Raw genomic sequence first — 23,052 nt, 5'->3', positions numbered from 1 at the left:
TGACCTTAATAACCGGATCGACTTTCGAAGTAAAGCCGGTTTTTTCAGTCTTTCGCTTCGCCTTCCGAAACTTCGTCGGCGGTGAGTGCCTTCTAGCGAAATCTATTTCGCCGGTCAACACACCCGCCGAAGTTTTTCTTTCGGCGCCTCCCGCTGTCCCTCTGCTGTCACCAGCGCCGGGTCAGCGGCAGGGGGCGGCTTCTAGGCCCCGCCGCGAGGACTGTCAAACAGGATTCCGTGGCCAACGCGGATTCAGCCGCGCCTGCCGGACAGGGCTGCCATGACCGCTTCCGCTCCAGCGGAGCGGCAGGCTCTTCAGCTCGCCAGATGCCCGGCCAAAGCCAGGGCCTGCGCCCGGATCTCGGGCACGGCGGTGATCTCCCAAAGGGCGCCCCGCGTCAGCGGACCCATGGCGAACAGGCCGGGCACCGGCTGCCCCGACACCTCCAAAACCGCGCCGTCCGGCCGGACGGCCAGGCCCGCCCCCAGGGGGTCCAGCCGGGCCAGCCCCTGGCTCAGCAAAGCGGGGAAAGGGGCCGCCTCGCGCCAGGCATGGCTGCCCTCCGGGCCGGTGCAGAGGATGATCCGAGCCGCCCGGCGCGACACACCCTCCCCGCCACGCCGCCGAAGCCGGGCCACAACCTCTCCGCCCTCGACCTGCCAGCCCTCCAGGCGCGCCGCCTCGAAACGCAGGCGCCCCCGCCGCTCTTCCTCGGCCAGCCGCCGGGCCACCGCCGGCGCCAGGCGGTGCCGGTGCAGGTTCCAGACGGATCGGGCATGGCGCAGGAAGCGCGCCCGCTCTCCGGCATCCCAGCCCTGCCAGAGCGCCTGCACCTGCGGCCGGAGTCCGTCGATGACCGCCTGCCAGGGCTGGCCGGCCGCCGCGGCCCGGCGGACGTCCCGCCGCAGCAGGCGCATCACCTCCAGCACGCCGGCGCCCGCGGGAAGGCGCACGGGCCAGGGCGATGGAAAGGCGCCCGCGACATGCGATAGCGGGGGCCAGCCATGGCGTGACACGGCGGTTACCACCCCCTCATGCCCCCGGGCCCGCAGCGCCAGCACCATATCGGCCATGGTCAGGCCGGTGCCGAGCAGGAGCACGGGCGCATCCGGCGCCAATCCCTCCAGGGCCGCGGGGTCCCAGGGATTGCCATGGACATGCGGCGGCGCGCCGCCCCCGGAGGCGAAACCGCCCAGGGCCAGGACCAGCCGGTCCACCCTCTCCTCAAGGCCCGAGGCGCCGCGCAGCCGGAAGCCGCCCTTCTCCCCGGGCATCACCTCGGCCACCGCCTCGGAATGGTGGCGCAGCCGCCCCGCCGGATCGTCCAGGGCAGCGGTGAGGGCCTGCCGCAGATAGGCACCATAGAGGGCGCGAGGGGCGAAGACCGGCCCATCCTCCGTCCGGATCTCCGGCCGCCGCGCCGCCAGCCATTCGGAGAAGTCGCCCGGCCGGTCGGGGAACAGGCTCATCCCCGCCGCCGGCACGTTCAGCAGATGCTCCGGCTCCCGGGTTCCATAGGCCAGGCCGGGGCCGGGAGGGCCGGGCTCGAACAGCAGGACCTCGGGCGCCGGGCGCCGCGCCATCAGCTGGAGAGCCAGGGCCGTGCCCGAGAAGCCGGCGCCCAGGATGCCAATTCTCACGGTCCCCTCCGTCCCGGCGGATCGCGCGAGAGGCCACGCGCGGCCAGGGCCGCCTCATAGGCCGCCCACCGCGCGGCCTGCTCCTCGCCGAGCTGGCGCAGGTAGATCCAGGTGTAGATGCCGCTGTCATGCAGATCGTCGAAGACGAGCCGGATCGCGTAATGGCCGACAGGCTCCACGCTCAGGATACCGACGAACCGGCGCCCGGCGACGAGACGCTTCTCTTCCGGCCCGTGCCCCTGCACCTCGGCCGAGGGGCTCTCCACCCGGAGGTACTCGGCCGGAAGGGAGAAGGCGGCACCATCCCCGAACAGGATGTCCAGGCGCTTCTCCTCCCGGCGCAGCCGGATCTCGATGGGCGCCGCCATCAGGCGCCGAGCTGTCGTGCCTCGTCCGGCAGCATGATCGGAATGCCGTCGCGAATCGGGTAGGCCAGGCCGGCCTTCTCGCTGACCAGCTCGCCGCGCTCGCGGTCGTAGCGCAGCGGGCCCTTGGTCACCGGGCAGACCAGGATCTCCAGCAGGCGGGGATCGACGGGCCCGCCGGCGGGCTGGCCAGCGGGCGCGGAGGGGGCGGTGTCGTGCGCGTTGCTCATATCAGGCGATTCCTGCGCCGCGCCGCCGCCGCCGTCAACTCACGCCTCCACTCAGCTCGGCCGCGCGCCGGCGGCGGGGCCGGCCGCATCCATCCGCATCAGCGCCAGCAGCAGGGTGGCGCGCTCCCGCAGGTCCAGCGCCTCCAGCAGCGCCTGCTTCTCAGCGCCGCCGAAGGGGCAGATCATGCACAGCGTGGTGACGAGCACGGGCAGCGACAGGCCTTCCACCGCCTCCCAGTCCACCTCCATCCGCCGCGCCTGGAAATAGGTCCGCATCGCCGCCACCAGCCGTGGCCGGTCGATGCCCGCCGGCGATGCCTCCGCCGGGGCCAAATCGGCGGCATAGGCGCTGAAATCCGCGCTGACGGACCGGTAGCCGCGCGGGTGGACCGGCAGCTCCCGGCGGACCCGGAAGCGGATGAGGCCCAGCAGGGTGATCAGGTAGCGGCCATCCCCCGTCTCGGCGAAGGAGGCGATGCGCCCCAGGCAGCCGACGGAGAAGATCGTGGACTGCCCGTCGACGCGCGGATGCGCCGGGTCCGGCAGCATCATGCCGAAGAGACGCCCGCGGGCCAGGGCGGCCTCGGTCAGGGCCAGGAAGCGCGGCTCGAAGATGTTGAGCGGCAGGCGACCGCCCGGCAGCAGAAGGGCCCCGGCCAGGGGAAAGACCGGAAATTCCTCCGGCAGATCGGACAGCCGGGGATGGAAGGGATCCATGCCCCGGCTTTCCGGGTTCAGCGGAACAGCAGGGTCGAGAGCCCGCGCCGCGCCTTCACGGTGGCCGGGTCCATGGGCCCCCAGGCCTCGAAGAACTTCAGCAGCTGCTTGCGCGCCGCCTCCTCCCCCCAGGCGCGGTCGCGCCGGATCGCCTCCAGCAGGGCCTGCGCCGCCTCCGCCCGCTGCTCCATGGCATTCAGCGCCACGGCCAGCTCGATCCGCGCCGCGTGGTCGTCCGGATCGGCGGCCAGGCGGCTCTCGAACTCGGCGAGCCGCTCGCGCGCCTTGCGGCCCTCCGCCGCCAGCTCCAGCGCGCTCCTCACGCCGGCGATCTCGGCGTGGCCGCGCAGCTTCTCGGGCACGGCGTCGAGAACCTGAAGCGCACGCTCCTCCTCACCCATCGCCATCAGCGTGCGGGCCAGGCCGGCCAGGGCCTCGGCATTCTCCGGCTCCTGCTGCGCCAGGGCGGCGAAGAGTTCCAGCGCGGTTTGCTGATCGCCCGTCTCGGCCGCCTGCCTGGCCTCGGCCAGCAGATCCGCCGCCGGCATCTGGCCGCCGGCCAGCTTCAGCAGCGCCTCGATGAACTTCTTCAGCTCCGATTCGGGCAACGCACCCTGGAACAGGTCGGCGATCTGCCCCTGCCAGAAGGCCACCACCGTCGGCACCGACTGCAGCGGCAGCCCCATCTGGGACAGCTGCTGCACCAGGGCACGGTTCTGGTCGATGTCGATCTTGACCAGCCGCACCCGGCCCTGCGCGGCGCGCACCACCTTCTCCAGGGCGGGCGTCAGCTGCTTGCAGGGGCCGCACCAGGTGGCCCAGAAGTCCACCAGGACAGGCACCTCGCGGCTGGCATTGACCACGTCCTGCATGAAGGACTTGGAATCGCCATCCTTGATGACATCGCCACCCCCGCCGGGGGCAGGCGCCTTGTTGGGATCGAGGAAAGTATCCATGAGAGAGCACCAGTTCAGCAGTTCCTGCCCAGCATAGATGCGCCGGAAGCGGCGCGGCGCAAGGCGGCACGGACCCGGCCGGTCAATCCGGCGGCGGTTCCTGCCCATCCAGGGGCAGTTCCTCCGGCGCATGTCCCAGCGCGCGCAGGAAGCGCAGCAGGTCCGCCGCCGCCAGCGCCGTGGTGGCGGTGTTGGTCAGCGGATGCAGGTTCAGCGGCCCGTCGCCCCGCAGCAGGAGGGTGTCGATCGCGACCCGCACCCGGCCGGGCCGCGCATTGACCAGTCCCAGGGGCGAGACCGACCCGGGCGCCACCCCAAGTTCCGACCAGAGCTCGGCCGCCGTGGCGAAGCTCCCCCGCCCCGCCCCGAGCGCCCGCAGCAGGGCGTTGACCGAGACTTGGCGGTCCTCCTCCAGCACGAGGAGCAGGTAGGGGCCCGGCGCCCTCGGGCGCAGGAAGAGGTTCTTGACGTGAAGGCCCGGCAGGGCGCCGCGCAGCGCCTTGCTCTCGGCGACCGTGTGCAGCGGCGGATGCGTCACCGTCCGGGCCGGGATGCCCAGCCGGTCCAGGCGGGCGAGCAGTCCCTCCGGCGTCTCGGGCGCCAGGCCGGAGGAGAGAGGGGGGAGGGTTTCGGACATGCCAGGGCTTATGCCACAGCGCGCCGGTCCCGATGAGGCCCGCGCGCGGCCCCCCACCCTTCCCCGCGCGGCGGCGCACGCCATGCAGAATTTTTCTCGCCCGGCCGCGACGGGGACTTGCGGAGCCGCCGGACGCATGACATATCGCGCCCCACGCCGATACGGAGCGCGGGCGTAGCTCAGGGGTAGAGCACAACCTTGCCAAGGTTGGGGTCGAGGGTTCGAATCCCTTCGCCCGCTCCAGATTTCCTCAGGAAACACAGGCGTTTAGCAAGAGCTCGCTTCGGCGGGCCCTTTCTGCTTCCGGGGCCGCTGAGGCGGAACGCGCCACGAAGCCCCGTCGCGCGAACAGCGGCCCTTCCGGCCTTGCCCCCCGACACGATGGATCACCGGACTGGCTGACCATGCCCCGCGGCGATGCGGCAGACCGCCTGTGCGGACGGCGCGTCTTTATGCGTTCTTTATGTAGGGCGCCGCGAACCGGCATCGATCCTTTACGGTCCTCCCGCCTAGATCTGCGCTGACCCTTCGGTCGACGCATGAGGCACAAACGTGATCGATCTGCTCCTGCTGGCGCTGGGCGTCGGCATCCTCGCCCTGATGGCGGCCTACGCTGTCGCCTGCGAACGCGTCTAGCCGCCATGTCCGAGCTTCTCCTGGCAGGGATCGTCGCGGCTGGCCTGCTTCTCTATCTCGTATGGGCGCTGCTGCGCCCCGAGGACCTGTGATTCCATGACCTGGATCGGCTGGGCGCAGATCGCGCTCGTCCTCGCCTGCGTGATCGCCGCCGCGATCCCGCTCGGCCGCTACATCGACGCCGTCGCGGCCGGACGTGTCGCCTGGCTCGCGCCGCTGGAGCACGCCCTCTACCAAGCCGCCGGGATCGATCCCGCACGTGGCATGGGCTGGAAGGCCTATGTGCTGGCCATGCTGGCGGCGAATGCCGGCGGTTTCGTGCTGCTCTATGCGTTGTTGCGGCTGCAGGGCGCGCTGCCCCTGAACCCGCAGGGTTTCGGCGGGCTGTCGCCCTGGCTCGCCTTCAACACCGCGGTGAGCTTCGTGACCAACACCAACTGGCAGGCCTATAGCGGCGAGGCCGCGATGAGCCATCTCAGCCAGATGGCGGGGCTGACGGTGCAGAACTTCCTCTCCGCCGCCACCGGTATCGCGCTGGCGCTGGCGGTCTGCCGCGCCTTCGCGGCCGGTGGCGTGAAGAATCTCGGCAACTTCTGGGCCGATTTCCTCCGCATCACCCTGTATGTCCTGCTGCCCCTCAGCATCGTCGTCGGGCTTGTCTTTGTCGCCATGGGCATGCCGCAGACACTGGTCGGCGCGGCCGGGGCCACGACGCTGGAAGGCGGCACGCAGACCATCGCACTGGGGCCGGTGGCCTTCCAGGTCGCGATCAAGCACCTCGGCACCAATGGCGGCGGCTTCTTCGGGGTGAATGCGCTGCATCCCTTCGAAGGACCCTCGGCGCTGGCCACCGCGCTGCAGATCTGGGCGCAACAGGTGATCCCCTTCGCGCTGGCCCTCACCTTCGGCCATATCGTCGGCGACGTCCGCCAGGGCCGCGCGCTGCTCGGCGTGATGCTCGGCTACATCCTCATCGCCACGGCGCTGGTCTATGCGGCCGAGGCGGGCGGCAACCCGCTGCACCTGGCCGCCGGCGTCGATCCCGCCCAGGGCAACATGGAAGGCAAGGACCTGCGCTTCGGCATGGCGCTGGCGGCGCTGTTCACCGCTTCCACGACCGGCGCGTCCTGCGGCGCGGTCAACGCGATGCTCGACAGCTTCACGCCGCTCGGCGGCCTGGTGCCGATGGTCCTGATCCAGCTTGGCGAAGTGCTGCCGGGCGGCGTCGGCTCGGGCCTCTACGGCATGCTTGTCTTCGTGCTGCTCGCGGTGTTCGTGGCCGGGCTGATGGTCGGCCGGACGCCGGAATATCTCGGCAAAAAGGTGCAGGCGCGGGAGGTGAAGCTCGCCATGCTCGCCGTGCTGGTGCTGCCGGCCTCGATCCTGGGCTTCACCGCGGTGTCGCTGGTGCTGCCCTCGGCGGTCTCCTCCATCCAGGATGCCGGGCCGCATGGATTGAGCGAGATGCTCTACGCCTTCACCTCGGCCACTGGCAACAACGGCTCGGCCTTCGGCGGGCTGACCGCCGACACGCCCTGGCTGAACACCACGCTCGGCATCGCGATGCTGCTCGGCCGCTTCGCCTATGTCGTTCCCGTGATGGCGATCGCGGGATCGCTCGCCGCGAAGCCGAAGCTCGGAGCCTCCACCGGCACGTTCCCGACGCATGGTCCCCTCTTCGCCGGGCTGCTCGCCGGCGTGATCCTCATCCTGGGCGGGCTGCAGTTCATGCCCGCCCTCGCCCTTGGGCCGCTCGCCGAGCACTTCGTGCTGCTCGCCGGCAAGACCTTCTGAGGTCCCTGATCATGCAAACGACATCCGCCCTGGGCAGGCACGCGCTGCGGCGTGCCGGGACCGATGCCCTCCGCAAGCTCAATCCCCGCCATCTCGTGCGGAACCCGGTGATCTTCGTCACCGAGGTCATCTCCATCCTCGTGACGCTGCTGGCGATCCGCGCCGCCTTTCTCGGCGATGCCTGGAGCTTCCAGGCCGGCATCGCGCTCTGGCTCTGGCTCACCGCGCTGTTCGCGACCTTCGCCGAGGCGGTCGCCGAAGGCCGCGGCCGCGCCCGGGCGGAAAGCCTGCGCCGCGGCCGTGGCGAGGCGAGCGCCAGGGTGCTGCTGCGCGAGGACGACCGCAGCCTGTGGCAGAACCGACCGGCGACGGACCTCCGCGTCGGCGAGTTCGTGCTGGTCGAGGCCGGTGAGCTCATCCCCTCGGACGGGGAGGTCGTCCAGGGCATCGCCAGCGTGAACGAGGCCGCGATCACCGGCGAATCCGCGCCCGTCATCCGCGAGTCCGGCGGCGACCGCAGCGCGGTGACCGGCGGCACGCTGGTCGTCTCCGACTGGATCGTGGTGCGCATCACCGCCGCGGCGGGCGCCACCTTCCTCGACCGCATGATCGCCCTGGTGGAAGGCGCCAGCCGGCAGAAGACGCCGAACGAGATCGCACTCGACATCCTGCTGACCGGCATGACGATCATCTTCCTGATCGCCGTCGCCACGCTGGTCGGGCTGGCGAGCTGGAACGGCCGGCCGCCTTCCGTCGCCGTTCTGGCGGCGCTGCTCGTCACGCTGATTCCGACGACGATCGGCGGCCTGCTCTCGGCCATCGGCATCGCCGGCATGGACCGCCTGGTGCGCTTCAACGTGCTGGCGACCAGCGGCCGTGCGGTGGAGGCGGCGGGCGACGTGGATGTGCTGCTGCTCGACAAGACCGGCACCATCACGCTGGGCAACCGGCAAGCGGCCGCCTTCGTCCCGGCGCCCGGCGTGGGCGAGCACGAACTGGCCGAGGCCGCGATGCTGGCGAGCCTGGCGGATGAGACGCCGGAGGGGCGCTCCATCCTGGCCTTCGCGCGCGACCGCCACGGCGTTCTGGCCGATGGCCCGCCGCCCGGCGCCGTGGCCGTGCCCTTCACGGCGCAGACGCGCATCTCCGGCCTCGACCTGCCGCAGGGGCGCTACCGCAAGGGCGCGGTGGACGCGCTGGCGCGCAGCCTCGGCGTGGCGGTGCCGCCGCCGCTCGCCCAGGCGGTGGATCGCATCGCGCGCGCCGGCGGCACACCGCTGGCGGTGGCCCGGGACGCGACCCTGCTCGGCGCGATCGAGCTGAAGGACATCGTCAAGACCGGCATGCGGGAGCGCTTCGACGCGCTGCGCCGCATGGGCATCCGCACCGTCATGGTGACCGGCGACAACCGCCTGACGGCCGCCGCCATCGCCGCCGAAGCCGGGGTGGACGACTTCATCGCGGAGGCCACGCCGGAGGACAAGCTCACCTATATCCGCCGCGCGCAGGCGGAAGGCCGGCTCGTTGCGATGGCCGGCGACGGCACCAACGACGCGCCGGCGCTGGCGCAGGCCGATGTCGGGCTCGCCATGCAGACCGGCACGCAGGCGGCGCGCGAGGCCGGCAACATGGTCGATCTCGACAGCGATCCCACCAAGCTGATCGAGGTGGTGGAGATCGGCAAGCAGCTGCTGATCACGCGCGGCGCGCTGACCACCTTCTCCATCGCCAATGACGTGGCGAAGTACTTCGCGATCCTGCCGGCCATCTTCGTGGCGAGCTATCCGGAGCTGCAGGTGCTCAACGTGATGCACTTGGCGAGCCCGGAGAGCGCCATCCTGGCCGCGGTCATCTTCAACGCGCTGGTCATCGTGGCGCTGGTGCCGCTGGCGCTGCGCGGCGTGCGCTACGTGCCGGTGGGCGCCGCCGCGCTGCTGCGGCGGAACCTGCTGATCTACGGGCTTGGCGGCGTCGTCGCCCCGTTCCTCGGCATCAAGCTCATCGATCTGATCCTCCAGCTCCTGGGACTCGCCTGAACCATGACCGCCATCCTCCGTCCCGCCGTCGCGATGGTGCTGCTGCTGACGGCGCTGCTCGGCATCGCCATGCCGCTCGCCATGACCGGAATCGCCGGGCTGGTGTTTCCGGACCAGGCCGGTGGCAGCCTCATCCGGCGCGACGGGCGCGTCGTCGGCTCGGCGCTCATCGGCCAGGCCTTCACCGGGCCGCGCTACTTCCATCCGCGCCCCTCGGCGACCGCGCCGGAGCCCTACAACGCCGCCGCCGGCGCCGCGTCGCAGCTTGGCCCGACCTCGGCGGCGCTGCTCGACAGCGTGCGGCAGCGCGTCGCGGCGGTCGGCGGCCCCACGGTGCCGGCCGATGCCGCCACCGCGTCCGGCTCCGGCCTCGATCCGCATATCAGCCCGGAGAATGCCGCGCGGCAGATCGCCCGCGTCGCGCAGGCGCGTGGCCTGCCGGAGGACAGGCTGGCGGCCCTGGTGGCGCAGCACATCGAGGGCCGGGAACTCGGTCTGCTGGGGGAGCCGCGCGTGAATGTGCTGCGCCTCAACCTGGCGCTCGACGCGCTGGCCGGGACGTGATGCTATTCCCCGCCCATGCCGAGCGAGCCCGCCCGCCCTGATCCCGACGCGCTGCTCGCCCTGGCGCGAAAGGCGGAAGGCGGGCGCCTCAAGGTCTTTCTGGGTGCCGCGCCCGGTGTCGGCAAGACTATGGAGATGCTGGCCGAGGCGCGGCGCAGGCGGGCGGGCGGCGCGGATGTGCTGATCGGCCTCGTCGAGGCCCATGAACGTGCCGAGACCCAGGCCGCGATCGGCGAACTGCCTCTGCTGCCGCGCGCGCGCATCGCCTATCGCGGCCAGATGCTGGAGGAGTTCGACCTCGATGCCGCGCTGGCGCGGCGGCCGCAGATCCTGCTGCTGGACGAGCTGGCGCACAGCAACGCACCGGGCAGCCGCCATCCGAAGCGCTGGCAGGATGTCGAGGAGCTTCGCGCGGCGGGGATCGAGGTCTGGACCACGGTGAACGTCCAGCACCTGGAAAGCCTCTCGGAGGCGGTGGCGCGCATCACCGGCGTGCGCATCGCCGAGACGGTGCCGGACCGCGTCCTGGCCGAGGCCGATGCCATCGAGCTGATCGACATCCCGCCCGCCGAGCTGATCGAGCGCATGCGCCAGGGCCGCATCTACCGGCCCGACCAGGCCGACCGCGCGCTGAAGGGCTTCTTCCGCGAGGGCAATCTGGCCGCCTTGCGCGAGATGGCGCTGCGCCGCACGGCGGAGCGCGTCGATGCCGATGTCACCGGCTACATGCGGGCCAATGCCATCCCGGGTCCCTGGCCGGCGGGCGAGCGCGTCCTGGCGCTGGTCGGCGCCGATCCCGCCTCCGAGACGGTCGTGCGCGAGGCCCGGCGCATCGCCGACGCGCTGAAGGCGCCGCTGCTCGCGCTGCATGTCGAACGCCCCGCCGCCCCCGGTGCCGGCGATCCCGGCGCGATGCTGCGGCTGGCCGAGGAACTCGGCGCGACGGCGGAGACGGTGATCGCCGCGGATGTGCCGGCCGCCATCCTGCGCGAGGCACGGGCGCGCAACGTGACGCATCTGGTGATCGGCCGCGGCCGGCCCCCCTTCTGGCGCCTGGCCACGGGGCGCACCCTCTCCGGCCTCCTGCTGCGTCGGGCCGGGGATTTCACGCTGCACCTCGTGCCCACGCCCGCCGGGCCGCCGCGCCGCGTGGCGCCCGATCCGCGCGCCGTGCCCCCCTGGCTGGCCTGGGCGGCGGCCCCGCTGCTGGTGGCGCTGGCCACCGGCGTCGGGCTCGCGCTCGATCCCGAGGTGCCGGAGGCCGCGCTCGGCATGGTCTACCTGGTGCCGATCGTCGCGGCCGCGGTCGGCTTCGGTCCCGTCCAGGGCGGCGTGGCCGCGGTGCTGGCCTTCCTGTGCTGGAACTTCCTGTTCCTGCCGCCGCGCCACACCTTCGCCATCGCCGGCCCGCAGGATGTCCTCGGCGTCATCGTCTTCGCGCTGGTCGCGCTGCTGCTGGCGGGGACGACCGGCCGGCTCGGCCGCTCGGTCCGCGCGGCGCGGGCGCGCATGCTGGGGCTGCGCCGGCTCGTGGAGTTCAGCCGCCGCCTCGGTGTCCCGGGCGACAGGGCCGACATCGTGCAGGCGATCGCCGAGGAAGCCTCGCGCATCGCCGGCGCGCCGTCCTGCGTCCTGCTGCTGCTACCGCCGCTGCCCGGCGAGACCGCACCGGAGCCCGTGCTGCGCGCCGCCGTGCCGCTTGATGCCGAGCCGGACGAGGCGGCGATGGCCGCGGCGCGCTGGGCGGTGGCGAACCGCCGCGCGGCCGGTCGCGGCACCGACACGCTGCCATCGGTCGCGTGGCAGTTCCGCCCCATGCGCACGGCGCGCGGGTTGGCGGGGCTCGTCGGGCTGCGCGCGTCACAGGGCGGGCCGCTGGAGGCGGAGGCCGACCGCGCGCTGGATGCGCTGCTCGACCAGGCTGGCGTGGCGCTGGAGCGCGCCGAGCTGATGGAGGAGCGCGCGCGCGGCGAGGCGCGCGCGGAGACCGAGTCGCTGCGCAGCGCGCTGCTGACCTCGCTCGGCCATGACCTGAGGACGCCGCTGACCTCGATTCGCGGCGCGATCGCCACGCTGCGGACCGCCGGCCCCGTGCTGTCCGACGCGACACGCGCCGATCTGCTCGCCACGGCGGAGGAGGAAGCGGCACGCCTCTCGCGCTGGATCGCCAACATCCTCGACATGGTCAGGATCGAGCACGGCCAGATCGAGCCGCGCAGGGAGCCGGTCGATCTTGTCGAGGCGGTGGAGACGGCGGTCGCGCGGGCCATCCAGGCGCGGGGCAGGCCCATCTCCATCGAGGCGGAATCGCGGCCCGAGGCACCGCGGCTCGATCCGGTGCTGCTCGATCAGGTCCTGGCCAATCTGCTCGACAACGCGCTGAAGTTCTCCCCCGCGGGGAGCCGGGTCGCCGTGCAGGTCCGCCGCGAGGGCGCGGAGGCCGTCATCGCCGTGGAGGATGACGGGCCCGGCATCGATGCCGGCGATCTCTACCGCATCTTCGATCCGTTCTTCCGCGCGACGCGCACCGATCGCGTGGCGGCGGGCAGCGGGCTGGGCCTGGCGATCTGCCGCGGCCTGGTGCGGGCGATGGGTGGGCGCATCGCGGCGGAGAGCCCGGTCGCGGAGGCGCGCGGCACGCGCATCGTCATCCGGTTTCCCGCGACATGACGGAACCTTCGATCCTCGTCGTCGATGACGAACCGCAGATCCATCGCTTCCTCGCCGCCGCGCTGGAGGCGGCGGGCTACCGGCCGCTGCGCGCCGGGACCGTGGCCGAGGGCATGCGCATGGCCGCCGAGCGCGCGCCGGCGCTGGTGCTGCTGGACCTCGGCCTGCCGGATGGCGACGGGAAGGCGATGATCCCCCGGCTGCGCGCCTTCACGGAGGCGCCGATCCTCATTCTCTCGGCCCGCGATCACGAGGCGGAGAAGGTCGCCGCGCTGGATGCCGGGGCAGACGACTATATCGAGAAGCCCTTCGCGCTGGCCGAGCTGCTCGCCCGCATCCGTTCCGCGCTGCGCCGCACCGGCCAGCGCGCGCCGGAGGCCCAGGCCACGCTGCGGCGCGTCGGCGGGCTGGAGGTCGATCTGGCGCATCGCCTCGCCCGCCTCGACGGCGGCGACCCCCTGCATCTCACGCCCCGTGAATGGGATCTGCTCGCCGCTCTGGTGCGTGGCGGCGAGGGCCGCGTCCTGACGCACCGGCAGCTGCTCTCCTCGGTCTGGGGCCCGGCGCAGGCCGGGGAGGCGCAGTACCTCCGCGTCTATGTCGGCCATCTGCGGCAGAAGCTCGGACCCTGGGGGAAGCTGATCCGCACCGAGCCGGGCGTGGGGTATCGCTTCGGAGAGCCGCCGTGATCCCCCCGGATCAGAAGGAGCCGATCAGGCTGCCCAGCAGGATCACGACCACCAGCGCCACCAGGGCGCTGACGACGCTGGACATGAAGATATCCAGGTAGCTGTTCCGGTGATCGGAGCCGCAGACCGCGAGGAGCGTGACCACCGCGCCGTTGTGCGGCAGGGCATCCAGCGTGCCGGCGCCGATCACCGCGACGCGGTGCAGCAGGCCGGGATCGATCCCCTGCTCCGCGGCGATCCGGAGATAGGTCGGGCCCAGCGTGTCGAGCGCGATGGTCAGCCCGCCCGAGGCCGATCCCGTCAGCGCCGCCAGCACGTTCGTCGCCACCGCCAGGGAGACCAGAGGCCCGCCGCCGATGCCGAGCACCTGGTCGCGCACCATCCCGAAGGCCGGCAGGGAGGCCACCACCGCGCCGAAGCCGACCAGGCTGCCGACGCCCAGCACCGGCAGGACGGCGGAGTTCGCGCCCGCATCCAGCGTGGCGCGCAGGGAGGGCAGGTTGGCGCGGTTCAGCAGCACCACGGCCAGGCAGGCCGCGAAGAGCGCCAGGGCCACCGACCAGACGCCCGCGACCGCGCCGATCGTGGTGCCGCCCCAGCGCGGATCGGCCAGGAAGCCGGTATCCATGCGCGGCAGGACGACCGCCGTCATCAGCAGGTTGACCATCAGCACCACGCCGATCGGGGCCAGGGCGGTCCAGAAGCCCGGTTCGCTCCGGCCGTGCTCGCCATGCCGCATTTCGGCCGGATCGAATTCCGTGGAGATCGCGCCATGCTCGCGAACCACGGAATCGTCGAGGGCCCGCTCCGTGGCCTCCCGCCCGTCCGGATCGGACAGGCTGTAGCCTTCCCCGGCCTTGCGCGCCTGCTTCTCGCGATAGTCCAGCCACCAGAGGCCGAGGGCCGCCATGACGATCGCGGCGATGATGCCGAGCCCGGGTGCGGCCCAGGGTGACGTACCGAAGAAGGGCATCGGGATGGCGTTCTGGATGGCGGGCGTGCCCGGCAGCGCCGACATGGTGAAGGTCGAAGCGCCGAGCATGATTGCGCCCGGCATGAGCCTGTGCGGGATATCCGCCGCCCGGAACATCGCATGCGCCATCGGGGCGAGCACGAAGAAAGCGACGAAGAGACTCACGCCACCATAGGTGACGAGCGCGCCGGCCAGCACCACGGACAGGATGGCCCGCTTCGTGCCGAGCCGGGCCGTCATGCCGTTGGCGATAGCGGTGACCGACCCGCTGTCGTCCATCAGCTTGCCGAAGACCCCACCCAGCAGGAAAAGCGGAAAGAACTGCGCGATGAAGCCCGCGGCGCCACCCATGAAGGTCTGGGTCCAGCTCGCGAGCAGAGGTTCGCCGGCGAAGCCTGCCGCGATGAGGGCCGCGGCCGGCGCGAGGAGGAGCACGCTCCAGCCCCGGAAGGCCAGCCCCATGAGGAGTGCCAGTCCCAGAAGGATTCCGAGAAGTCCCATGGGATCACACGCCCTCCAGCAGCTTGTTCAGGTCGGCAGAGGAGCGGCGGCCGATATTCTCGCCGTTCTCGGCCAGGAAACGTTCCGCTGTCCGCCTGCCCTCGTCGCGCAGGAAGGTGAGGAACTCCCATTCCGCGTTCAGCTTGGAGGAATAGCCGAGATCGATCATCACGGGGCTGGAAAGGAGATGAACACGGAAGCTGGCCCAGCGCGCGCCCTCCACCTTGCTGCTGTCCAGCTTCGCGCCGCTCTCCGCGACGACTTGCTGCAGCAGGGCGATCATGCGGAGCTCCTTGATGATCGTGGCGTTGAAGGAGATCTCGTTCAGCCGGTTCTGGATCTCGGTCGCGGAGCGAGGCGTGCCGGGCCGTTCCACCGGGTTGATGGCCACCAGCAGGAGATCGTCGGCCGAACCGCCATCGCGGACGAGCGGGGTGATGGTGGGATTGCCGGCATAGCCGCCGTCCCAGTAGGCCTCGCCCTCGATCTCCACCGCCTGGAAGAGCGTGGGCAGGCAGGCCGAGGCCATCAGCGCCTCGGGCGTGACCTCGGCGTTGCGGAACACCCGGCCCCGTCCGGTGCGCACATTGGTCGCGGTGACGTAGAGGCGCTGCTCCGCCAACGCCAGGCGATCAAAGTCGATGGTCTCGGCGAGCACCGCGCTCAGCGGATTGCCGCCGACCATGTGGATGTCGTAGGGCGAGACCAGCCGGGCCATCATGTCCATCGCCAGGAAGGCCGGCGAACTGTCCAGCGACCAGCGGCCCAGCAGGATGTCGAGCGGGCCGCGCTTGAAGGGACTCAGCAGCGCCGCCCGTGCCACGGCGCTCCAGAAGCGCTCCAGCGCGGCCCTGGCGCCGTCGCGCCCGCCCTGATGGTAGCCCGCCACCAGGGCGGTGGCGTTCATGGCCCCGGCCGAGGTGCCGCTGATCGCATCGATCTCCAGCCAGGATTCCTCCAGCAGCCGGTCCAGCACGCCCCAGGTGAAGGCCCCGTGCGAGCCACCGCCCTGCAGGCCGAGATCGACGGCGACAGGATCGCGCGGGCGGGCTTCCGGCGCGGCGTCCTCGGACCGCCGCGCCGTTCGGCTCCGGGAGGGACCCTGCGTGCTGGATGTCTCGCTCATACTGGCTCCATGCTTCCTGTTGTGGAGGCGGGCCGTGCGGCCGGGGCCGGATCAGCCCGGCCGCGCCCTGCCCCGCCCCGCCCCTCGAGGCACGTCACGTACAGCACCGGCAGGAAGATCAACGTGAGGATCGTGGCGCCGAGGAGACCGCCCATGATGGCGAAGGCCATCGGCCCCCAGAACACCGTGGGCGTGATCGGGATCATGCCGAGCACCGTGGAGATGGCGGTCAGCATGATCGGCCGGAAGCGGGAGGTGCTGGCGTCCAGCGCCGCCTCGGCGACGCCGCGCCCCGCCGCGCGCTCGGCCTCGATCTGCGTCACCAGGATCACCGCGTTCTTGGCGATCATGCCCATCAGCGACAGCACGCCCAGGATGGCCACGAAGCCGAGCGGGCTGCCGGAGAGCAACAGGGCCGCCACCACGCCGATCAGACCCAGCGGCACCACGCTCAGCACGATGAAGAGCCGCGAGAAGCTCCTCAGGTGGAAGATCAGCACGGTGAGCATGATGAACAGCATCAGCGGCACGACCGCCGTCACCGAGGCCAGGGAGTCGGCGCTTTCCTCGACGATGCCGCCCGTCTCGATCCGGTATCCGGGCGGCAGCGCCGCCGCCGCCGCGGCGATCCCCGGCGCCAGGTCGTCCACCACGTCGTTCGGCAGCACGCCGCGCGGCAGATAGGCCTGGACCGTCAGCGTCGGGATGCGGTTCCGGCGCGTGATGATCGGATACTCCTGCTCGTAGTCGAAGGTGGCGAACTGGCTGAGCGACACCGTCCGGCCGCCGGGGATCGGAACCTGCAACGTCCGCAGGGCCTCGACCGACATCCGTTCGGCCTCGACCGCCCGCACCACCACATTGATCAGGTAGATGCCGTCACGCATCTGCGTCACGGTGGTGCCGGAGATCGCCGCGTTCAGGGCGCTGGCCACCGCCGCCGAGCTCAGCCCGAGGCGCCGGGCCTCGTCCTGGTCCACCCGGATACGGAGCTGGCGGGCGGGCTCCATCCAGTCGAAGCTGGTGCCGCGCGTGGCGGGATGCGCGGCCACAACTCCGGCCAGGTTCATCGCCAGATCGCGCACCTCGTCCGGATCGTCGCCGGAGACGCGGTACTGGATGGGCCAGCCGACCGGCGGGCCCAGCTCCAGCGGATAGACCCGGCCGACCACTTCGGGGAACTGCTCCAGCAGCACCTGCTCCAGCCGCGTCTCCAGCCGGTCGCGGGATTGCAGGCCCTTGGTGATCACCACGAGCTGGGCGAAGAAGTTGTTCGGCGGCTGCACGTCCAGCGGCAGGTAGAAGCGGATGGCGCCGCGGCCCACATTGGTGCTCCAGCGCTCGACATCCGGGTCCCGGGCCAGGATCGCCTCCAGCCGCGCCGCCGCCGCGTCGGTCGCATGGATCGAGGCGTTCTGCGGCAGGGTCAGGTCCACCATCAGCTCATAGCGGTCCGAGGACGGGAAGAACTGCTGGCTGACGAAGCGCATGCCGAAGACCGACAGGGCGAAGAGCCCCACCGTCGCGGTGATGGTCACCCAGCGCCAGCGGATCGCCGTGCCGAGGAAGGAGCGGTAGACCCGCACCAGGCGCCCGGGCTCGTTGGAGGTGCCGGGCCTGGGCGGCCGCAGGATCAGCACGCCGAGCAGCGGCGCGAAGATCACCGCCACCAGCCAGGACACCAGCAGGGCGATGGTGACGACCGCGAAGATGGAGAAGGTGTATTCGCCCGCCGAGCTGCGGGCGAAACCGACCGGGACGAAGCCGGCGATGGTCACCAGCGTGCCCGTCAGCATCGAGAAGGCGAGGGCACGGAAGGCGTAGGTGCCGGCGGCCTCCTTGCTGTCGCCGGCCGCGAGCCGGTTCATCATGGCGTCCACGGTGGTCATGGCGTCGTCCACCATGAGGGCGAGCGCGATGATCAGCGCCCCCAGCGAGATGCGCTGCAGGTCGATGCCAACGATCTGCATGATGGGAAAGACGATGGCGAGCGTCAGCGGGATGGCCAGGGCGACGATGGCGCCGGGCCGCACGCCGAGGCTGACGAAGCTCGCCACCAGGATGATCGCGATCGCCTGCCAGAGCGATCCCATGAAGTCGGCGATGGCCAGCGCGACGGTGCGCGGCTGCTCGGCCACCGCGCTCATCTCGATCCCCACCGGCGTGTCGGCCATGACGCGGCGCGCCGCCACGTCGATGTTGTGGCCGAGCTGCAGCACGTCGCCGCCATCGCGCATGGAGATGCCGAGGCCGATCGCCTCCCGCCCGTTCACGCGGAACATCGGCTGGGGCGGATCGGCGTAGCCGCGACGGACCTCCGCGATGTCGCTCAGGCGCAGGATGCGGCTGCCCTGGGCGGCGGGCATCGCGAAGTTCATCGCCCGGATGTCGCCCTCGGATTCGAAGGAGCCGGAGACGCGCAGCAGCAGCCGCTCCTGCCCGCCCTCGATGGTGCCGGTGGGCGAGATCAGGTTCTGCGCCTGCAGCGCGCCGATCAGCGCGTTGCGGTCGATGCCCAGCCCCGCCAGCTTCTCCATCGAGAACTCGATGAAGACCCGCTCGTCCTGCGCCCCGATGAGCTCGATCCGGGAGACATCGGGGACCTTCAGCAGCTCCGAGCGCATCTCCTCCACATGGTCGCGCAGTTCGCGATGGGTGAAGCCGTCCGCCGTGAAGCCGTAGACGATCCCGAAGGTGTCGCCGAAATCGTCGTTGAAGAAGGGGCCCTGGATGCCGGGCGGGAAGGTGTGGCGGATGTCGCCGATATTCTTGCGGACCTGATACCAGGTGTCCGTGACCTGAGCGTCCGGCGTGCTTCCCAGCAGGTCCACATAGATCAGGCTCTGGCCGGGCTGGGTGAAGCTGCGCAGCCGGTTCAGGTTGGGCGTCTCCTGCAGCCGGCGCTCCAGCCGCTCGGTGACCTGGTTCAGCGTGTCCTCCATGGAGCCGCCGGGCCAGTTGGCCTGGACGATCATGGTGCGGATCGTGAAGACCGGGTCCTCCGCCCGGCCCAGCCGCAGGAAGGAGAGGGTGCCGGCCAGCACCGCGACGATCATCAGGTAGACGACGACGGAGCGGTTGTTCAGCGCCCATTCGGAAAGGTTGAACGGCCTCACCGCGCGGCGCCCCCGGCCGTGCCCTGGGAGGCAGCCTGCGCGGCGCCGAGCACCCGGACCTGCTGGCCCGGCCGGAGGGTCTGCGCCCCCGCCGTCACCACCACCTCGCCGTCCCGCAACCCGCCGGCGATGATGGCGCGCGCGGCATCGTAGCGCACCACCTCGACGGGGCGCAGCGACACGGTGGAACCCTGTCCATCCACCACCCAGACCGCCGGACCCTGGTTGGCCCGGGTCAGGGCCGAGGCCGGAACCTCGATGCCGCTCACTCCGCCGATTCGGATGCCGCCATTGACGGTCGAGCCCAGCCGCATGGCCTCCGGCGGGTCGATCAACCCGACGCGCACCCGGAAGGTGCGCGTCACCGGATCGGCCTGCGGCGAGACCTCCCGCACCCGTCCGGTCGTCCGGACCGCGGGGTTGCCGCTCAGGGACACCGTGACCAGCGGGTCGGGCTCCGCCTGCTCCATCAGCCGGGCGGGCACGTCGAACACCGCGTCGCGTCCGCCCTCACGGGCCAGGGTCACGATGCGCTGGCCCGCCGCCACCACCTCGCCCGGCTCGGCGCCACGGGCCGTGACGACACCGTTCGAATCCGCCACGAGGTCGGTATAGGCGAGCGTCGTCTCGGCGATGTTCTCCTGCGCCAGGCTGGCATCCACCTGGGACTGCGCGGCCTGCAGCCGCCGGACCGCGTCGTCGTAACTGGCGCGGGTGGTGAAGCCGCTGCGCAGCAGCTGGTTCTGCCGGTCGTAGTGGTTGCGCGCCTGCACCAGCGCCGCCCGCGCCGCCGCGGTGGCCGCCCGGGCCGCGCGCAGATTGTCGCGCGGCGTGCTGTCCTCCAGCCGCGCGATGACCTGGCCGGCGCGGACCTGATCGCCGACGTTCACGCCGCGCTCGATCATCCGCCCGCCGATGCGGAAGGCCAGGCCGACTTCCTCGGCCGCCTCCACCTGTCCGGTCAGCGCCACCGTCTCGCCGCCCGGCTGCGACACCGCGACGCTGGCGCGGACCGGGCGCGGCGGTTCGGGCGGCGGCGGCTCGGCCGGGCCGCAGGCGGGAAGAGCCAGGAGGCCGGTGAGCACCACACCCCGCAGCATCAGTCTCGTCAGGATGGCGGGTCCAAGTGCTTGCGGCATCCCGAGGCGCCTCCGTTGCAAATGCCACAAGGGCACAGCGATTCCGTCGGCCGGCACCGGCCAGGCCGGCCGTCCTCCAAGGGAACAGGCGCCTCTGCCGGCACGCTCCGGAGCCGGCGATGCGACGCCGCGATACCATCGGCTGCGGAAGCTTAGCCACAGGAGTTCGAGGTGTGAACAATTCGAAATCAGAATAACCTAAATAAAATGTGTTGGCGTTGCTCTTTCGTGAAACAAACCTGAATGCACCGTCCCGATGGAAGCGGACGTGCGCAAGGTGCAGATTCCACCCGCCTGGCAGGCGCCGCCTCTGTTCCCCTGCCTCTCCGGTGAGGCGCCCCTCCGTTCAGCGGGGGATCAGCGCCCCGGCCGCGCGGTCGGCGGCCTGCTCGCTCGCCAGGAGGCCGGCGGCGACGCCCGCCCGGTCCTCGGCGCTCCGGTTCTGGCTCATCTTCCGCTTGCCCTCCAGCCGCGCGATCGGCAGCCGCAGGCCGACGATCCCCCGGAGCTGGGCGCGGATGAAGGCGTACGGCGCGTCGCTGACGGCCCAGGGCTCGGCCCGGCCTGCCTCCCGCTGCTCCGTCAGGCGGGTGACGACCTCGAGCAGGCGCTCCGCATCCTCGAAGAACTCGGCCGGGCCATAGGCATGGACGGCGACGTAGTTCCAGGTCGGCACGACCTTCCCATGCTCCCGCTTGGAGGCATACCAGGACGGGCTGACATAGGCGTCCGGCCCCATGAACACCGCCATCGCCTCCCCCGCCGGCGGCAGCTTCCATTGCGGGTTCGCACGCGCCAGATGGCCGTAGAGCGTGCCGTGAGGGCCTTCCCCTGGCACCAGGAACAGCGGCAGCGGCGTGGCGGCCAGGCCCTCGGAGGTGGCGGTCACGAGGGTCGCCAGGCGGGCTTCCCGGATCGTTCCATGCAGGGCGGCGAGATCATCCTCGCGGAAGGCGGGCGGGACATACATGCTGCGGGACCTCCAACGGGCTGGACGATGCCCGGTTTCCGGCCCGGAAGGAACATCCAGTTCCCGGGCTCCGCGAAAGGCCGGTTTCCGGAGATCCCGCCAGATCCGCGACAGCAACGGGACCGGATCGCCGCCTCCGGCGCGGGCGCGCCGGAGGCGGCGCCGTCAGGGCGTGATGAGGATCGCCCCCTCGGCACGGCGCTCCTCCGCCGCACGATGCACGTCCACGATCCGGTCGAGCGGGAAGCGTTGGCCGACATCCACCTTCACGTGCCCCTTCACGATCGCGTCGAAGAGATCGGCCGCATGCGCCCGCAAGGCCCCCTCCTCGGCATTGTGCGGGAAGACCGAGGGGCGTGTCAGGTACAGCCCGCCCTTCTGGCCCAGCAGTTCCGGATCGATGGCGGGCGCCGGCCCCGAGGCGTTGCCGTAGCTAACCACCAGCCCGAAGGGCGCGGCGCAGTCCAGCGACTTCAGCAGCGTGTCCTGGCCCACCGCGTCATAGACGACGCGCGCCTTCCGGCCGCCCGTCGCCACCAGGAAGGCTCGCGGCCAGTCCGGGTCGTTCAGGTCGATCACCGCCGCGCAGCCGGCCGCCAGGGCGGCCGGCGTCTTGTGCGGCGATCCAGTCGTGCCGATGACGGTCGCGCCCAGGGCAGTCGCCCAACGGGTCAGGATCTGGCCGACGCCGCCCGCCGCCGAATGCACCAGCAGCAGGTCACCCGGCGCGACGGCGTGGGTGGCGCGGAGCAGGTACTGCGCCGTCATCCCCTTGAAGAGCAGCGTGGCCGCCGCCTCGTCCCCCACTGCCTCCGGCAACTTCACGAGCTTCGCCGCCGGGACGTTCCGGCGATCGGCATAGGCGCCGACCCCGGCGTTCATGTAGGCGACCCGGTCGTCCGGCCCGATCCCGGACACGCCGGGGCCGACCGCCTCGACAACGCCGGCCGCCTCGAAGCCCAGGCCCGTCGGCAGGGGGAGTTTACGGATGCCTCTGCGCTGATAGATGTCGATGAAGTTGAAGCCGATGGCGCTGTGCCTCAGCCGCGCCTCGCCCGCCGCCGGGGGGGCCAGATCCTCCTCGACGATCGTCATGACCTCGGGCGGTCCGAACGCCCTGATTTCGACGCGACGACATCTCACCATCTCCGCCTCCCGGCCCGAGGCCATGCAGGGCCTCCTGTTGTCCTGGCCGCGCAGGGTAGGCTATGCGACAGGGGAGATAATGTGGCCGGTACGCAAATCATTCGTGCAGATCCCGCAGGAATTGCTCGAGCCCGGACGGCTCGAGGAGCTGGCCGCCTTCGTCGCCGTCGCCGAGGCCGGAAGCTTCACCGCGGCGGCCGGCCTGCTGGCCCGCGACGCCTCCGTCCTCTCCCGCCGGGTCAGCCAGCTTGAGCGGCGGCTCGGGGTCCGGCTGCTCTCCAGGACCACGCGGCGCGTCAGCCTGACCGAGGCCGGGGCGACCTATTGCCGCCGTGTGCAGAGCCTGCTCGACGAAATGGCCGACGCCAACCGGGAGGCCAGCGACCACGCCGCGAGCCCGCGGGGCACCGTCCGCGTCGCGCTGCCGGTGACCTTCGGGCAGCACTGGATCGCCCCGCTGCTTCCGGGCTTCCTGAGGCGGCATCCGCAGATCCGCATCGAGGCCCGCTTCTCCAACCACCTGGTCGACATCATCGCCGAGGGCTTCGACGTGGCAATCCGCGTCGTCGCCACGCCGCAGCGCGACAGTTCCCTGACCGTGCGGCACCTGGCCTCCTACCGGACCATCCTCGTCGCGGCACCGGATTATCTCGCCGGCCGTGGCGCGCCGCGGGTACCGGCCGAGCTGGTCCGTCATGCCTGCCTCGGTTTCACCGGCCACGCCGCATGGCCCGACTGGGTGCTGGTGAAGGACCGGCGGCGGCAGACCGTGCGTCCGCCCTACAGCCTCACGGCGGACTATTCCGAGGCCCTTCTGACAGCGGCCATCAGGGGCGCCGGCATCGCCTTCATCGCCAGTTGGCTGGCGGGGCCGGCGCTGAAGGCCGGCCAGCTGGTGGAGGTCCTGCCGGGCTGGAGCGGCCCCGAGGGCGGCGGTGTCCACGCCGTCCTGCCGCCCGGCCGCATGGTGCCGGCCAAGACGCGCCTGTTCGTGGAGGAGGTGGCGCGCGCCATCCGGCTGAGCTGGACGGGCTGACGCGGTGGCCGGGAAGGGCCCCGCCTCGCCCCTGGCGCCGGCCGTCGCATGGCGGCACCATGCCCTCCGCGACGGCGGCCATGACGAGCCGCGCGCCCGGGGAGGTTTCA

Annotated in this window: 19 protein-coding genes and 1 tRNA gene; 8 read left to right on the top strand and 12 right to left on the bottom strand. The window is 71.6% G+C overall.

The features are described from left to right. Nucleotides 1-315 precede the first annotated feature (315 nt). From D9598_RS14420 to D9598_RS14395, 6 genes are all read right to left on the bottom strand, one after another. On the bottom strand, nucleotides 316-1,641 hold the full coding sequence (locus tag D9598_RS14420) for an FAD/NAD(P)-binding protein (RefSeq protein ID WP_198367218.1): 1,326 nt from the start codon (nucleotides 1,639-1,641) through the stop codon (nucleotides 316-318). Beyond that, nucleotides 1,638-2,009 (bottom strand): gamma-butyrobetaine hydroxylase-like domain-containing protein, encoded by a 372-nt coding sequence (locus D9598_RS14415; protein WP_198367217.1) that lies wholly within the window; start codon nucleotides 2,007-2,009, stop codon nucleotides 1,638-1,640. The genes D9598_RS14420 and D9598_RS14415 overlap by 4 nt, the downstream gene beginning before the upstream one ends. Continuing rightward, nucleotides 2,009-2,236 (bottom strand): Trm112 family protein, encoded by a 228-nt coding sequence (locus tag D9598_RS14410; RefSeq protein ID WP_198367216.1) that lies wholly within the window; start codon nucleotides 2,234-2,236, stop codon nucleotides 2,009-2,011. Before D9598_RS14410 ends, D9598_RS14415 begins: the two co-directional genes overlap by 1 nt. Nucleotides 2,237-2,287: 51 nt before the next feature. Continuing rightward, on the bottom strand, nucleotides 2,288-2,953 hold the full coding sequence (locus D9598_RS14405) for an LON peptidase substrate-binding domain-containing protein (RefSeq protein WP_198367215.1): 666 nt from the start codon (nucleotides 2,951-2,953) through the stop codon (nucleotides 2,288-2,290). A gap of 17 nt (nucleotides 2,954-2,970) precedes the next feature. Further along, nucleotides 2,971-3,909 (bottom strand): tetratricopeptide repeat protein, encoded by a 939-nt coding sequence (locus D9598_RS14400; RefSeq protein WP_198367214.1) that lies wholly within the window; start codon nucleotides 3,907-3,909, stop codon nucleotides 2,971-2,973. A gap of 82 nt (nucleotides 3,910-3,991) precedes the next feature. Beyond that, nucleotides 3,992-4,546: a YbaK/EbsC family protein gene (locus D9598_RS14395; RefSeq protein ID WP_198367213.1), complete on the bottom strand. Its 555-nt coding sequence runs from the start codon at nucleotides 4,544-4,546 to the stop codon at nucleotides 3,992-3,994. 168 nt (nucleotides 4,547-4,714) lie between these two features. Between D9598_RS14395 and D9598_RS14390 the strand changes: the two genes are divergently transcribed. The 7 genes from D9598_RS14390 (at nucleotide 4,715) to D9598_RS14360 (ending at nucleotide 12,935) form a co-directional block, all read left to right on the top strand. Continuing rightward, nucleotides 4,715-4,789: transfer RNA gene (locus tag D9598_RS14390), tRNA-Gly, on the top strand. A gap of 296 nt (nucleotides 4,790-5,085) precedes the next feature. After that, nucleotides 5,086-5,274, top strand: a complete 189-nt coding sequence (gene kdpF / locus D9598_RS21655; protein ID WP_198367212.1) for a K(+)-transporting ATPase subunit F — start codon at nucleotides 5,086-5,088, stop codon at nucleotides 5,272-5,274. A 4-nt stretch (nucleotides 5,275-5,278) separates the two neighbouring features. Beyond that, nucleotides 5,279-6,976 (top strand): potassium-transporting ATPase subunit KdpA, encoded by a 1,698-nt coding sequence (kdpA, locus tag D9598_RS14380; RefSeq protein WP_198367211.1) that lies wholly within the window; start codon nucleotides 5,279-5,281, stop codon nucleotides 6,974-6,976. 11 nt (nucleotides 6,977-6,987) lie between these two features. Continuing rightward, nucleotides 6,988-9,012 carry a potassium-transporting ATPase subunit KdpB gene (gene kdpB, locus D9598_RS14375; protein WP_198367210.1) on the top strand — a complete coding sequence of 675 codons (2,025 nt, stop codon included), beginning with the start codon at nucleotides 6,988-6,990 and terminating at the stop codon, nucleotides 9,010-9,012. A 3-nt stretch (nucleotides 9,013-9,015) separates the two neighbouring features. Then, nucleotides 9,016-9,576, top strand: a complete 561-nt coding sequence (gene kdpC / locus D9598_RS14370; protein ID WP_198367209.1) for a potassium-transporting ATPase subunit KdpC — start codon at nucleotides 9,016-9,018, stop codon at nucleotides 9,574-9,576. A gap of 15 nt (nucleotides 9,577-9,591) precedes the next feature. Then, nucleotides 9,592-12,246 (top strand): sensor histidine kinase KdpD, encoded by a 2,655-nt coding sequence (locus D9598_RS14365; RefSeq protein WP_198367208.1) that lies wholly within the window; start codon nucleotides 9,592-9,594, stop codon nucleotides 12,244-12,246. Next, nucleotides 12,243-12,935: a response regulator gene (locus D9598_RS14360; RefSeq protein ID WP_198367207.1), complete on the top strand. Its 693-nt coding sequence runs from the start codon at nucleotides 12,243-12,245 to the stop codon at nucleotides 12,933-12,935. Before D9598_RS14365 ends, D9598_RS14360 begins: the two co-directional genes overlap by 4 nt. A gap of 10 nt (nucleotides 12,936-12,945) precedes the next feature. Here the strand turns inward: D9598_RS14360 and D9598_RS14355 are convergent, their stop codons facing one another. The 6 genes from D9598_RS14355 to D9598_RS14330 all read right to left on the bottom strand — a co-directional run bounded on the left by D9598_RS14355 (nucleotide 12,946) and on the right by D9598_RS14330 (nucleotide 21,855). Further along, nucleotides 12,946-14,409 carry a GntP family permease gene (locus D9598_RS14355; RefSeq protein WP_198367206.1) on the bottom strand — a complete coding sequence of 488 codons (1,464 nt, stop codon included), beginning with the start codon at nucleotides 14,407-14,409 and terminating at the stop codon, nucleotides 12,946-12,948. A 4-nt stretch (nucleotides 14,410-14,413) separates the two neighbouring features. Beyond that, nucleotides 14,414-15,535 (bottom strand): patatin-like phospholipase family protein, encoded by a 1,122-nt coding sequence (locus tag D9598_RS14350; protein ID WP_232477219.1) that lies wholly within the window; start codon nucleotides 15,533-15,535, stop codon nucleotides 14,414-14,416. Further along, complete coding sequence (locus D9598_RS14345; RefSeq protein ID WP_370592035.1) at nucleotides 15,532-18,651, bottom strand: efflux RND transporter permease subunit; 3,120 nt, start codon at nucleotides 18,649-18,651, stop codon at nucleotides 15,532-15,534. Before D9598_RS14345 ends, D9598_RS14350 begins: the two co-directional genes overlap by 4 nt. Next, nucleotides 18,648-19,790: an efflux RND transporter periplasmic adaptor subunit gene (locus D9598_RS14340; RefSeq protein ID WP_198367205.1), complete on the bottom strand. Its 1,143-nt coding sequence runs from the start codon at nucleotides 19,788-19,790 to the stop codon at nucleotides 18,648-18,650. Before D9598_RS14340 ends, D9598_RS14345 begins: the two co-directional genes overlap by 4 nt. Before the next feature lie 346 nt (nucleotides 19,791-20,136). Continuing rightward, complete coding sequence (locus tag D9598_RS14335; protein ID WP_198367204.1) at nucleotides 20,137-20,760, bottom strand: FMN-binding negative transcriptional regulator; 624 nt, start codon at nucleotides 20,758-20,760, stop codon at nucleotides 20,137-20,139. A 165-nt stretch (nucleotides 20,761-20,925) separates the two neighbouring features. After that, nucleotides 20,926-21,855, bottom strand: a complete 930-nt coding sequence (locus D9598_RS14330; protein ID WP_198367203.1) for a quinone oxidoreductase — start codon at nucleotides 21,853-21,855, stop codon at nucleotides 20,926-20,928. Nucleotides 21,856-22,009: 154 nt separating this feature from the next. On the opposite strand from D9598_RS14330, the gene D9598_RS14325 reads away from it, so the two are divergent. Further along, on the top strand, nucleotides 22,010-22,942 hold the full coding sequence (locus D9598_RS14325; RefSeq protein WP_198367202.1) for a LysR family transcriptional regulator: 933 nt from the start codon (nucleotides 22,010-22,012) through the stop codon (nucleotides 22,940-22,942). Nucleotides 22,943-23,052: the final 110 nt, after the last annotated feature.

This window comes from Roseomonas sp. KE0001 (assembly GCF_016107285.1).
Taxonomy (GTDB): Bacteria; Pseudomonadota; Alphaproteobacteria; order Acetobacterales; family Acetobacteraceae; genus Pseudoroseomonas.
Note: the sequence above shows the minus strand (reverse complement) of the source record. Positions and strands in the feature narration are given on the sequence as shown.

Coding starts and splice junctions, on each gene's coding strand:
- D9598_RS14405 (WP_198367215.1), bottom strand. CDS start 2,953: ATGGATCCCTTCCATCCCCGGCTGTCCGATCTGCCGGAGGAATTTCCG.
- D9598_RS14335 (WP_198367204.1), bottom strand. CDS start 20,760: ATGTATGTCCCGCCCGCCTTCCGCGAGGATGATCTCGCCGCCCTGCAT.
- D9598_RS14330 (WP_198367203.1), bottom strand. CDS start 21,855: ATGACGATCGTCGAGGAGGATCTGGCCCCCCCGGCGGCGGGCGAGGCG.
- D9598_RS14400 (WP_198367214.1), bottom strand. CDS start 3,909: ATGGATACTTTCCTCGATCCCAACAAGGCGCCTGCCCCCGGCGGGGGT.
- kdpB (WP_198367210.1), top strand. CDS start 6,988: ATGCAAACGACATCCGCCCTGGGCAGGCACGCGCTGCGGCGTGCCGGG.
- D9598_RS14360 (WP_198367207.1), top strand. CDS start 12,243: ATGACGGAACCTTCGATCCTCGTCGTCGATGACGAACCGCAGATCCAT.
- D9598_RS14395 (WP_198367213.1), bottom strand. CDS start 4,546: ATGTCCGAAACCCTCCCCCCTCTCTCCTCCGGCCTGGCGCCCGAGACG.
- D9598_RS14415 (WP_198367217.1), bottom strand. CDS start 2,009: ATGGCGGCGCCCATCGAGATCCGGCTGCGCCGGGAGGAGAAGCGCCTG.
- D9598_RS14355 (WP_198367206.1), bottom strand. CDS start 14,409: ATGGGACTTCTCGGAATCCTTCTGGGACTGGCACTCCTCATGGGGCTG.
- D9598_RS14350 (WP_232477219.1), bottom strand. CDS start 15,535: ATGAGCGAGACATCCAGCACGCAGGGTCCCTCCCGGAGCCGAACGGCG.
- D9598_RS14410 (WP_198367216.1), bottom strand. CDS start 2,236: ATGAGCAACGCGCACGACACCGCCCCCTCCGCGCCCGCTGGCCAGCCC.
- D9598_RS14365 (WP_198367208.1), top strand. CDS start 9,592: ATGCCGAGCGAGCCCGCCCGCCCTGATCCCGACGCGCTGCTCGCCCTG.
- kdpA (WP_198367211.1), top strand. CDS start 5,279: ATGACCTGGATCGGCTGGGCGCAGATCGCGCTCGTCCTCGCCTGCGTG.
- kdpC (WP_198367209.1), top strand. CDS start 9,016: ATGACCGCCATCCTCCGTCCCGCCGTCGCGATGGTGCTGCTGCTGACG.
- D9598_RS14340 (WP_198367205.1), bottom strand. CDS start 19,790: ATGCCGCAAGCACTTGGACCCGCCATCCTGACGAGACTGATGCTGCGG.
- kdpF (WP_198367212.1), top strand. CDS start 5,086: ATGAGGCACAAACGTGATCGATCTGCTCCTGCTGGCGCTGGGCGTCGG.